9 protein-coding genes are annotated in these 11,312 nt (G+C 64.5%); 4 read left to right on the top strand and 5 right to left on the bottom strand.

Annotation, left to right across the window (positions count from 1 at the left end; all coding sequences use genetic code 11):
* The first annotated feature begins 33 nt into the window (after positions 1–33).
* Together ACWCIA_RS09770 and ACWCIA_RS09775 are read left to right on the top strand one after the other, a co-directional pair.
* Entirely contained in the window at positions 34–1,911 is a 1,878-nt protein-coding gene (locus ACWCIA_RS09770) for a multicopper oxidase family protein (protein ID WP_454162784.1), read from the top strand.
* A gap of 38 nt (positions 1,912–1,949) precedes the next feature.
* Positions 1,950–2,537 carry an SCO family protein gene (locus tag ACWCIA_RS09775; protein ID WP_454162786.1) on the top strand — a complete coding sequence of 196 codons (588 nt, stop codon included), beginning with the start codon at positions 1,950–1,952 and terminating at the stop codon, positions 2,535–2,537.
* A 185-nt stretch (positions 2,538–2,722) separates the two neighbouring features.
* On the opposite strand, the gene ACWCIA_RS09780 is transcribed toward ACWCIA_RS09775, so the two are convergent.
* Both ACWCIA_RS09780 and argF read right to left on the bottom strand, forming a co-directional pair.
* Complete coding sequence (locus ACWCIA_RS09780) at positions 2,723–3,955, bottom strand: argininosuccinate synthase (protein WP_454162787.1); 1,233 nt, start codon at positions 3,953–3,955, stop codon at positions 2,723–2,725.
* Positions 3,956–4,044: 89 nt separating this feature from the next.
* On the bottom strand, positions 4,045–4,971 hold the full coding sequence (argF, locus tag ACWCIA_RS09785) for an ornithine carbamoyltransferase (protein WP_454162789.1): 927 nt from the start codon (positions 4,969–4,971) through the stop codon (positions 4,045–4,047).
* A gap of 160 nt (positions 4,972–5,131) precedes the next feature.
* Here argF and ACWCIA_RS09790 point away from each other — a divergent pair, with 160 nt between their 5' ends.
* Positions 5,132–8,047: a response regulator gene (locus ACWCIA_RS09790; protein ID WP_454162791.1), complete on the top strand. Its 2,916-nt coding sequence runs from the start codon at positions 5,132–5,134 to the stop codon at positions 8,045–8,047.
* Between the two features lie 13 nt (positions 8,048–8,060).
* On the opposite strand, the gene rsgA is transcribed toward ACWCIA_RS09790, so the two are convergent.
* The 3 genes from rsgA to ACWCIA_RS09805 are packed head-to-tail and all read right to left on the bottom strand — an operon-like array spanning position 8,061 to position 10,575.
* Positions 8,061–8,978: a ribosome small subunit-dependent GTPase A gene (gene rsgA / locus ACWCIA_RS09795; RefSeq protein ID WP_454162793.1), complete on the bottom strand. Its 918-nt coding sequence runs from the start codon at positions 8,976–8,978 to the stop codon at positions 8,061–8,063.
* Entirely contained in the window at positions 8,975–9,307 is a 333-nt protein-coding gene (locus ACWCIA_RS09800; RefSeq protein ID WP_454162795.1) for a 4a-hydroxytetrahydrobiopterin dehydratase, read from the bottom strand. The genes rsgA and ACWCIA_RS09800 overlap by 4 nt, the downstream gene beginning before the upstream one ends.
* Positions 9,304–10,575, bottom strand: coding sequence for a M48 family metallopeptidase (locus ACWCIA_RS09805; RefSeq protein ID WP_454162797.1), 1,272 nt, complete (start codon positions 10,573–10,575; stop codon positions 9,304–9,306). Before ACWCIA_RS09805 ends, ACWCIA_RS09800 begins: the two co-directional genes overlap by 4 nt.
* Positions 10,576–10,622: 47 nt before the next feature.
* On the opposite strand from ACWCIA_RS09805, the gene orn reads away from it, so the two are divergent.
* Positions 10,623–11,219, top strand: a complete 597-nt coding sequence (gene orn, locus ACWCIA_RS09810) for an oligoribonuclease (RefSeq protein WP_454162799.1) — start codon at positions 10,623–10,625, stop codon at positions 11,217–11,219.
* Positions 11,220–11,312: the final 93 nt, after the last annotated feature.

Genomic DNA, 11,312 nt, shown 5'->3' on the forward strand with positions numbered 1-11,312 from the left:
GTCCACCTTGTTGAACGAGTCCTGGAGGAAGCGATGAAACCAACGAACGATCCGAACGACGAATACGGCGGGCCGGGCAATCCTAAACGGCGCCTGCTGGGAGCATCCATGGCCGCCGCCGGCGCCGCCGCGCTGGCGGCCCAGGCCAGCCTGGAACTGGACGCCCTGGCGTCGGGCGCCGCGGGACCGGCACCGGCACCGTCGCCGGCGTCGGCTGGTACGGCGCCGAAAGCAGTGGCGTCAGGCAGCACGACGACGGCGGTCAAGGCCGCTTTGCCGGTGGCCGACGTGCGCCTCGATTTCATGAAGAGCGTGGCGGTCAAGGCGCCGGCGACGACGCCCTTCGTCGTGCCGCTGCCTATCCCGCCGGTCAAGCAGGCGGAAAGTTGGCTCAGCCCGCGTCCGACGAAGGACGCGGTGCCGGGTTCGGGCGAGGCGGGCCGGCTGCCGCACCAGGCCTGGGACCGCTACCAGCCGCGCCGCTTCTACCGGCTGCGCGTGCGCGAAGAAGACCACGTATTCCACCCCGAGCTGCCGAAGCAGAAGATTTGGGGCTACGACGGCATGACCCCCGGGCCGACCTTCGTCGTCAAGTACGGCGAGCCGATCCTGGTGCGCATCGAGAACGACCTGCCGACGGACCATCGCGGCTTCGGCTCGCCCGAGATCTCGACCCACCTGCACAATGGCCACACGCCGTCGGAGAGCGACGGCTTCCCGGGCGACTACTACAGCCGCGACAAGTACGGCCCCACGCTGACCCGTGCCGGCCGCTGGAAGGACCACCACTACCCGAACAACCTGTCGAACGCCGCGGAATTTCCCGGCACCGACGGCGACCCGTCGGCGGCGCTGGGCACGCTGTGGTACCACGACCACCGCATGGAGTTCACCTCGCCCAACGTGTACCGGGGCCTGGCCGGCTTCTACCTGATCTTCGACGGCGTCGATACCGGCAACGAGCGCGACCCGGATCCGAAAGCCCTGCGCCTGCCCAGCGGCGTCGGCCAGTACGACATCCCGCTCGTGTTCCAGGACCGGAACTTCGATTCGGGCGGCTACCTCTACTTCAACCAGTTCGACCCGGAAGGCGTCGTCGGCGAGAAATTCCTCGTCAACGGCAAGATCCAGCCCTACTTCTCGGTCACGCGCCGCCGGTACCGCTTCCGCTGCCTGAACGGTTCTTCGGTGCGCTTCTACCAGTTCTACCTGGTGCACGAGGGCCAGGAGCAGACGTTCATCCAGATCGCCAACGACGGCAACCTGCTGCCGGCGCCGGTGGAAACGGACAAGCTGCGCCTGGCGACGGCCGAACGCGGCGACATCGTGATCGACTTCGCCAAGTTCCCGCTCGGGAGCAAGGTCTACCTGGTCAACCGGCTGGAGCACCTCGACGGCCGCGGCCCGACCGGCAATCTCCTGTCGCCGGGCACTCAGATCCTGCGCTTCGACGTCGACCGCGACCTGCCGCCGGGCGAAGTCGATCCGAGCCAGGTGCCGGCCATTTTGCGCCCGCTGGCCGCGCCCGTGATCCCGAAGAACGTCAGGACGCGCAAGTGGGTGTTCGACCGCGAGAACGACCAGTGGACCGTCAACAACAAGCTGTTCGACATCAACACGCCGGCCGCCATCGTCAAGCGCGGGGTGGACGAGATCTGGGAGCTGAAGACCAGCAGCGGCTGGAGCCACCCGGTGCACATCCACTTCGAGGAAGCGCGCATCCTGACGCGCAATGGCCTGCCGCCGCCGGTCCACGAACGCGGGCGCAAGGACGTCTTCGAGCTGCATCCGGGCGAAACCGTGCGCATCCTGATCTGCTTCGACGACTTCATCGGCAAGTACATCATGCACTGCCATAACACCGTGCACGAAGACCACCACATGATGGTGCGCTTCGACGTCATCGCCTGAGCGGAATAACAAAACGATTCGAAACGAGGGGAAACACCATGCATACACGCAGATCTTTCCTGGCGATGGCGGCAGTCGCTCCGCTCGCCAGCCCGATGATGGCGCAGGCAGCGCGCAGCGCACGGGGCCGCCGGCCCGCGCAGTCGCACTTCCCGGACGTGCGCCTGCAAACCCATGAAGGGCGCGACGTCCACTTCTACACCGACCTGGTGAAGGACCGGCTGGTCGTGCTCAACATGATGTACGCGAACTGCGCGAACATCTGCCCGCCGAACACGGCCAACCTGCTGCGCGTGCAGCAGGCGCTGGGCGAGCGGGTCGGGCGCGACGTCTACATGTACTCGCTGACCCTGCAGCCGGCCATCGACAAGCCGGCCGACCTGCGACGCTACATGGACAAGTACGGCGTCGGCGACGGCTGGACTTTCCTCACCGGCGAGCCGCGCGACGTCGAACTGCTGCGCTTCAAGCTGGGGTTTTATAACGCCAACCCGGTGACCGACGCCGACCTCAAGCAGCACACGGGGATGGTGCGCATCGGCCACGATGGGCGCGACCGCTGGTCGATGATCCCGGCGCAGGCGAGGGCGGAGCAGATCATTACGTCGATTACAGGGTATTTGTAGGGTGGACTCGTCATGAAGCCCCCGGCTTCATGACTCCACGCGTTTCGGTGCTTGCGGGCCTGCGGCTGTGCGTTCCGTGGTGCGCACAAGCCGGACCGCGTGGACGGAGTCCACCCTACGTTCTCCCTGCGCGAGCATAAAAAAAGCCGCCCAAGGGCGGCTTTGTCACGTTCTCGCGTATGCGATTACTGCCCGCGTTTTGCGCGTGCCTTGGCCGCAATGCGCATGCGCAGCGCGTTCAGCTTGATGAAGCCGCCGGCGTCGGCCTGGTTGTAGGCGCCGCCGTCTTCGTCGAAGGTCGCGATGTTCATGTCGAACAGCGAATCGGTCTTCGAGTCGCGCGAGACGACGATCACGTTGCCCTTGTAGAGCTTCACGCGCACCCAGCCGTTCACGGTGGCCTGGGTGTGGTCGATCAGTGTCTGCAGCGCGACGCGTTCCGGCGCCCACCAGTAGCCGTTGTAAATCAGGCTGGCGTAGCGCGGCATCAGGTCGTCCTTCAGGTGCGCCACTTCGCGGTCCAGCGTGATCGATTCGATCGCGCGGTGGGCGCGCAGCATGATGGTGCCGCCCGGGGTTTCGTAGCAGCCGCGCGACTTCATGCCGACGTAGCGGTTCTCGACCAGGTCGAGGCGGCCGATGCCGTGCTTGCCGCCCAGGCGGTTCAGTTCGGTCAGCACCTGGGCCGGCGTCATGCGCTGGCCGTTCAGGGCCACGATGTCGCCCTTTTCGTATTCGATGTCGAGGTACTCGGCTTCGTTCGGCGCCTGCTCGGGCGACACCGTCCAGCGCCACATCGATTCCTCGGCTTCCGCGCTCGGGTTTTCCAGGTGGCGGCCTTCGAAGGAGATGTGCAGCAGGTTGGCGTCCATCGAGTAGGGCGCGCCGCCGTTCTTGTGCTTCATGTCGATGTCGATGCCGGCGTCTTCCGCGTACTTCAGCAGCTTCTCGCGCGACAGCAGGTCCCACTCGCGCCATGGAGCGATGATCTTGACGTCCGGCTTCAGCGCATAGGCGCCCAGCTCGAAGCGCACCTGGTCGTTGCCCTTGCCGGTCGCGCCGTGGGAGACGGCGTCGGCGCCGGTCTCGTTGGCGATCTCGATCAGGCGCTTCGCAATCAGCGGTCGCGCGATCGAGGTGCCCAGCAGGTATTCGCCTTCATAGACGGTGTTGGCGCGGAACATCGGGAACACGAAGTCGCGCACGAATTCTTCGCGCACGTCGTCGATGTAGATGTTTTCCGGCTTGATGCCGAACTTGATGGCCTTGGCGCGTGCCGGCTCGAGTTCTTCGCCCTGGCCGAGGTCGGCCGTGAAGGTGACGATCTCGCAGTTGTAATGGTCTTGCAGCCATTTCAGGATGACGGAGGTGTCGAGGCCGCCGGAGTAGGCGAGAACTACTTTTTTGATGTCGCTCATGGAGGTTCCAGTGTGGAGAGGAGGAGGGATTGAGATGGTCAGCCGGCTCTTGCGAGCCGACGATCAAACAAAGGGTGGTGCTAAAAAATTCAGTTGTCTTCGATCCTGCCCAGCAGCAGGTATTCGATCAGTGCCTTCTGCACGTGCAGGCGGTTTTCCGCTTCGTCCCAGACGACCGACTGCGGGCCGTCGATGACTTCGGCCGCGACTTCCTCGCCGCGGTGCGCGGGCAGGCAGTGCATGAAGATCGCATCGGGATTGGCGCGCGCCATCTTGGCGCCGTCGACGATGAAGCCGTCGAAGGCCTTCAGGCGCTCGGCATTTTCCTTCTCGTAGCCCATGCTGGTCCATACGTCCGTGCTGACCAGGTGCGCGCCTTCGCAGGCGTCCGACGGGTTCTCGAACAGGGTGTAGCGTTTGGTCGAGACCAGCGCCGGGTCGAGGTCGTAGCCCTTGGGCGTCGAGATGTTCAGGTGGAAGCCGAAGACTTCGGCCGCCTGCAGCCAGGAGTACAGCATGTTGTTGGCGTCGCCGATCCAGGCCACCGTCTTGCCGGCGATGGGGCCGCGGTGCTCGTAGAAGGTGAAGATGTCGGCCAGCACCTGGCAGGGGTGGTGCTCGTTGGTCAGGCCGTTGATCACCGGGACGCGCGAGTGGGCCGCGAAGCGTTCGATGATGTCCTGGCCGAAGGTGCGCACCATGATGATGTCGCACATGCGGGACATGACCTGGCCGGCGTCCTCGACCGGTTCGCCGCGCCCGAGCTGGCTGTCGCGCGTGTTCAGGTAGATCGCGGCGCCGCCCAGCTGGTGCATGCCGGCTTCGAAGGACAGCCGGGTCCGCGTCGAACTCTTCTCGAACACCATCACCAGCGTGCGGTCGACCAGCGGGTGGTAGACCTCGTAGGCCTTGAACTTGCGCTTGATGACCTTCGCACGCTCGATGACGTATTCGAATTCGTCGGCGGAGAAATCGGAAAACTGCAGGAAGTGCTTGATCGGTCGGGAGCCTGGCATATCGTATTCGGAATCCATGTTATCCCTCTGATTATAAAGGTTTTGCTTGACGCTAGGGAAAGCGGGACGAATTTCGGACAGCACAAACGTAAATACCGCAAAAATTTGACGAAATCGAGTACGATTGTAGTCCTGCAAGAATATTTATCGAACCCGACACATGCTTCAAGACACTTCCGGCGCTGTGACGCCAGCCTTCCTGCGCGGCGGCGGTCAGATGGGCGAACGCATGCGCGCGTTCGACTGGAACGCTTCCTCGCTCGGCCCGCCGGAAACCTGGCCGCAGTCGCTGCGCTCGGCTGTCTACGCCTGCCTGAATTCGCCGGTGCTCGGCGCCGTGCTGTGGGGACCGGAATTGTGCATGCTCTACAACGATGCATACATCGAATCCATGGCCGATCGCCACCTGTGGGCGCTGGCGCGCCCGGTGGCCGAGGTGTGGGACAGCGCATGGGATCACGTGTGCCAGCCGTTCTACCGCACGCTGGAGACGGGCGAAGGTTTTCTTCAGGAAAATGTCGAGTTACCGATGCTGCGCAACGGAAAACACGAGATTACCTGGTGGAGTTTCACGGCGACCCCGATCATCGGCGACGACGGCAGGATCGCGGGACTGTTCAACCAGGGATTCGAGATCACCAGCCAGGTGCAGGCCGAGCGCGCGCGCCAGCTCGAGTCGTCCCGTCACCGTTATGCCTTGCAGCAAATGCCGGGCTTCGTGGCCATCCTGTCCGGACCCGAGCACGTCTACGAGTATGTGAACGACGCTTACCTCGCCATTGCCGGTAAACGTGATTTTGTCGGCAATCCGGTGCGCACCGTGTTCCCGGAACTGGCGACACAAGGGTTTTACGCCTTGCTCGACCAGGTGTACCGAAGCGGCGAACCATATTCGGCATTGGCCACGCCGATCCGCTTGCGCGGCGAGTCAGAAGAGCGCTACATCGACCTGCTGTACCACCCCTTGCGTGACGAGCGTGGCGTCATTTCCGGCATTTTTGTCGGTGGTTATGACGTCACCGAGCGCATCCGCCTGACGCGCGAGGTCCGCGCCAGCAAGGAGCACCTGCGGATTGCCCTCGATGCCGCAGCCATGGGCACCTGGACGATCGACCTCGAGTCGGGCACGTCGCGACGCTCGGAGCGCCACGACTTGCTGTTCGGTTACGACACACCTCAGGCGGACTGGGGAAGCGATGCGGCCGAGCGCCATGTGGCCTCCGGGGACCTCCCCCTGATGCGGGCCGCCCATGCACGCGCGCTGCGCGAAGGCGACGGCGAACTGCGCTATGAAGTGCGGATCGATTCCGGCGCCGCCGAACGCTGGATCGCGGTGAAGGGCAGGGTCTATCGCGACAAAGGCGGCAAGGCGGTCCGGATGGCGGGCGTCGTCACCGACGTGACGGAACGCCGTGGAGTCGAACTGGCGCTGCAGGCGATTACCGCCAACCTCGAGGAGCGCGTTGCACGGCGCACCGAGGACTTGCTGAAGATCGAGCAGGAACTGCGCCAGAGCCAGAAAATGGAAGCGGTCGGCCAGCTGACCGGCGGGGTGGCGCATGACTTCAACAACGTCCTGCAGATCATATCGGGCAACCTGCAGTTGTTGCGCCTGGCTTTGCCCGGCAACGAGCCGGCACGTGACCGGATCGATGCCGCCGCTGCCGCAGTCGACCGCGGCGGCCGGTTGTCGGCCCAGCTGCTCGCCTTTGCGCGGCGCCAGCCGCTGCAGCCGCGCGTGATCGACCTGGCCAAACTGCTTGCAGGGATGGCAGACCTGCTGCGGCACGCCACCGGCGAGGCGATCGACACCTGCATCTCGGCCGATCCCGGGCTGTGGCGCACGCTGGTCGATCCTTATCCGCTCGAGAACGTGCTGATCAATCTTGCCATCAATGCGCGCGACGCCATGAGCGGGCGCGGCACCCTGGCGATCACGGCCGCCAACTGCGTCCTGGGCGACTCGGGAGCGCCGGGCGTGCAGGACCTGGAGGACGGCGAATATGTCGTCATCACGGTGGCCGACAGCGGTCCGGGTGTGCCTCCTGGAATCGCGGAAAAGATCTTCGATCCTTTTTTTACCACCAAGCGCGAAGGCGAGGGCACTGGCCTCGGCCTGAGCATGGCCTACGGCTTCCTGCGCCAGAGCGGCGGCAACATCGTGCTTGGCAGCCATACGGGAGAGGGCGCCGCTTTCCATTTGTACCTGCCGCGCACCCTGGAGGCGCTCGACGAGCTGCAGCAGGCGACGGCTGGCGCGGCCGTTGGCGGCGTCGAGACGATCCTGGTAGTCGAAGACAACCCGGCGGTGCGGGACACGGTGGGCGACATGTTGCGCGGCCTGGGCTATACGGTGCTGCTGGCCGGCGACGCGACGCAGGCGCTGGCGCTGATCGGTGGAGGTATGCCGATCGACCTGCTGTTCTCCGATGTCGTGATGCCCGGCGCGATGCACGGCCCGGAGCTGGCCGTAACGGCGCGCGCCCTGGTGCCCGGCCTTCCCGTACTGTTCACCTCAGGATACACACAAGGCGCCTTCGAGCGTCACCGGCTGGGGCTGGAGGTCGAATTGATTGGCAAACCCTACCGTCGTGAGGAGCTGGCATTGCGGCTGCGCCAGCTGCTCGACGGACGTGAGCGCGCTGCGCCGGCGGACACGCAGGATCCTGTGGCCGCGGTCCCGCTTTCGTTCGATGCGCCGCCGCTGCCCGCCGCGACCGCGCATGGCGCAGGCCGGCGCGTGCTGCTTGTCGAGGACAACGAGGATGCGCGCGAGCTGACAACCGAGCTGCTGGCGCTGCTCGGCCACGAAGCGAGGTCGGCCGCCAGCGCCGAAGTGGCGTTGCAGATGCTGGCGCACGAGCCGGCTGACGTCCTGATGACCGACATTACCCTCCCGGGCATGTCCGGCATCGAGCTGGCGAATGAAGTGCGGATGCTGTATCCGGCAATCGAGACGATCTTCTCGAGCGGCCACGCGCAGCCCGAGAACACCCGCGCCACCGACAAGTACCTGCTCAAGCCCTTCAGCATCGACCAGCTCAGCGACATATTGCGCGGAACCGGCAGCGCCTGACCGAATCAGCCCATCAATACAGCGTCTGCGCCGACTCGTGCAGCAGTTGGCCGTACAGTTCGTGGCGGTGTTTCGCGATCTTGCCCTCGGCCACCGCGGTGAGCACCGCGCACTGCGGCTCGGCCAGGTGGCGGCAGTTGTAGTACTTGCAGCCGCCCAGGTACGGCTTGAACTCGACGAAAGCGCGCTCGAGCATGCCTTCGCTCAGGTGATAGAGGCCGAATTCCTGGAAGCCGGGCGAATCGATGATCGCCGAACCGTCGGGCAGCCAGTACAGCCGGGTAAAAGTCGTGGTGTGCTTGCCGGTGTCGAGGGCTGCCGAGATTTCGCGCACGGCGATGTCGGCGTCCGGCACCAGCAGGTTGATCAGCGAGGACTTGCCCATGCCCGACTGGCCGATGAAGATCGAGCGCTGGCCGGCCAGCAGCGGCTGGAGCACGGACAGGGCGTGTTCAGGATGGGCCCGTGCCGACACTTCGTGCACCGGGTAACCGAGCGCCGCGTAGACGCCGGCGCGTTCGCGGGCGCGCGGCAGCAGGTCTTCGACGTCGGTCTTGTTGAGGATGAGGTGGGCCTCGATGCCGGCCGCCTCGGCGGCGACCAGCGAGCGCGAGACCAGGTCGTCGGCGAAGCCCGGTTCGGTGGCGATCACGATGAACAGGCGCGTGATGTTCGCCGCCAGCAGCTTCGATTTGTATTGGTCCGAGCGGTAGAGCAGGGTGCTGCGCTCGGCGATGTCCTCGATCACGGCCTGGTCGTTCGAGGTCTGTTTTAAATGCACCACGTCGCCCACGGCCACGTTGGTCTTCTTGCCGCGGGTGACGCACTGGAATTTTTCGCCGGCGACGTCCGCCAGGTAGTGGCGGCCGTGGGCGGCGATGATGGTGCCGCTGATGGTCTCGCTGCCGTTTTTCTTTGTCTTGTTGCTCATGCCTGCGTCCGTTCTTCGTAGATTGCGTCGGCTTTCGCAGCGCAGATGACATCGTTCAGCGAGACCGCGTGGCCCGCCGAATGGGTGGTGTAGGCGACCAGGCAGTGGCGGTAGCGCACCGTCAGGTCGGGGTGATGGTCCTGGCCGTGGACCATCCAGGCCAGCGCGTTCACGAAGGCGATCGTCTCGTGGTAATCCCGGAAAGCGTAGTCGCGCTCGATGCGCTTGCCGTTCAGGCTCCACTGCGGCAGGTGCGCCAGCAGCAAATTCAGCTCGGCCTCGGGCAAGGCCGGCGCGCCGTGGACGCAGCGTTGCTCGACGAGCTTCACGCCGCCCCCTTCAATTGTGCATTCAGGTGCGCAATGCGCACCGAGGCCGGCGGATGCGAGTCGTAAAACGCCGAGTGCACCGGGTCCGGGGTCAGGGTCGAGGCATTGTCCTCGTACATCTTGACCAGCGCCGACACCAGGTCCTTCGCATCGCTGTGCTGCGCCGCGAAGGCGTCTGCCTCGAATTCGTGCTTGCGCGAGGTGATCGAATTGAGCGGACCGAGCACGAAGGTGAAGATCGGCAGCACCAGCATGAACAGCAGCAGCGCCATGGCGTCGTTCGGGGCGATGAGCGTCGGCGTCACGCCCAGGCCGGTATAGAACCAGCTCTGCTCCTTCAGGTAGCCGAGCAGGGCGAGGAAGGCGAGCGACAGCGCGAACATCACGACGATGCGCTTGACGATGTGGCGCAGCTTGAAGTGGCCCAGTTCGTGGGCCAGCACCGCCTCGATCTCCTGCGGCGCCAGGCGCTCGATGAGGGTGTCGAAGAAGACGATGCGTTTGGCGGCGCCGAAGCCGGAGAAATAAGCGTTGCCGTGCGCGCTGCGGCGGCTGCCGTCCATCACAAACAGCCCTTTTGAAGCAAAACCGACACGGGACATGAGGCCTTCGATGCGCGATTTCAGGCTTTCGTCGGACAGCGGCGTGAACTTGTTGAACAGCGGTGCGATCACGGTCGGGTAGAGCACCATCATCAAGAGCTGGAAGCCGCTCCACACGCACCAGACCCAGAGCCACCAGAGCGGGCCGGCCGTTTCCATCAGCTTGAGCACGACCCAGAGGAAGGGCAGGCCGATCACGGCGCCGATGAGCGCGCCCTTGACCATGTCCATCACCCACAGCTTGCGGGTCATCTTGTTGAAGCCGAAGCGTTCTTCGAGGACGAACTGGCGGTAGTAGTCGAAGGGCAGGTCCAGCACACCGGAGATGGCGGCAAACGCGGCCACCAGCAGGATCTGATGTAGCATGCCAGGGCCGGCCAGCTGCAGCAGGCTTGAGGACAGCGCCTGCAGCCCGCCCAGCAGCGTGAAGCCGATCAGCGTGAGGCCGCCCCAGAGCAGCCCGGCGATGCCGAAGCGGGTCCTGGCGACCGTATAGTCGGCCGCTTTCCGGTGGGTCTCGAGCGACACTTTGGATGCGAACTCGGCCGGCACCTGGCCGCGGTGGCGCAGCACGTGGCGGATCTGGCGGTTGGCCAGCCAGAAGCGCAGCACCAGCGTGAGCACGAAGAAAACGACGAACAAAACCGAAAACGCGAGTGAAGACATTCCGTGCCTGTGAGAAAATGCAGGATTGATTTGGCAAAGAGAGAATTATGTCACAAGCCCCTGAATCCACCGCATCCGCAACCCCTGCGGCAGCTGCCCACCGTCCCAACGAGATGAACCTGGTCTGGGTCGACATGGAAATGACCGGGCTTGACCCGGACAGCGACCGCATCATCGAAGTGGCCGTCGTCGTCACCGACATGCACCTGAACGTGCTGGCCGAAGGCCCGGTCTTCGCGATCCACCAGTCGGACGAAACGCTCGACAAGATGGACAACTGGAACAAGGGCACCCACGGCCGCTCGGGCCTGATCGACCGCGTGAAAGCCTCTACCGTCACCGAAGCGGACGCCGAAGTCGCGCTGATCGCCTTCCTCAAGAATTTCGTCCCGGCCGGCAAGTCGCCGATGTGCGGCAACACCATCTGCCAGGACCGCCGCTTCATGGCGCGCGGCATGCCGAAGCTGGAAGCCTTCTTCCACTACCGGAACCTGGACGTGTCGACGCTGAAGGAACTGTGCCGGAGGTGGAAGCCGGACCTGGCGTCCGGCTTCAAGAAGCACCAGAAGCACACGGCGCTGGCCGACATCATCGAGTCGGTCGAAGAGCTGAAGTACTACCGCGAGCACTTTATTAAACTGTAATGCGCAAGCTGTAAATATGGCAAGGGCGGCTGCAAGGCCGCCGCTGTCATATTTTTGTGCACGGGTAAACCCCATTCCTGTGCGAAAATCGCG

It is taken from the genome of Massilia sp. SYSU DXS3249 (assembly GCF_053668055.1).

What these genes read in the sequence shown, in the direction of transcription:
- ACWCIA_RS09770 (WP_454162784.1), top strand. Translation starts at nt 34, where the DNA reads ATGAAACCAACGAACGATCCGAACGACGAATACGGCGGGCCGGGCAAT.
- ACWCIA_RS09775 (WP_454162786.1), top strand. Translation starts at nt 1,950, where the DNA reads ATGCATACACGCAGATCTTTCCTGGCGATGGCGGCAGTCGCTCCGCTC.
- ACWCIA_RS09780 (WP_454162787.1), bottom strand. Translation starts at nt 3,955, where the DNA reads ATGAGCGACATCAAAAAAGTAGTTCTCGCCTACTCCGGCGGCCTCGAC.
- argF (WP_454162789.1), bottom strand. Translation starts at nt 4,971, where the DNA reads ATGCCAGGCTCCCGACCGATCAAGCACTTCCTGCAGTTTTCCGATTTC.
- ACWCIA_RS09790 (WP_454162791.1), top strand. Translation starts at nt 5,132, where the DNA reads ATGCTTCAAGACACTTCCGGCGCTGTGACGCCAGCCTTCCTGCGCGGC.
- rsgA (WP_454162793.1), bottom strand. Translation starts at nt 8,978, where the DNA reads ATGAGCAACAAGACAAAGAAAAACGGCAGCGAGACCATCAGCGGCACC.
- ACWCIA_RS09805 (WP_454162797.1), bottom strand. Translation starts at nt 10,575, where the DNA reads ATGTCTTCACTCGCGTTTTCGGTTTTGTTCGTCGTTTTCTTCGTGCTC.
- orn (WP_454162799.1), top strand. Translation starts at nt 10,623, where the DNA reads ATGTCACAAGCCCCTGAATCCACCGCATCCGCAACCCCTGCGGCAGCT.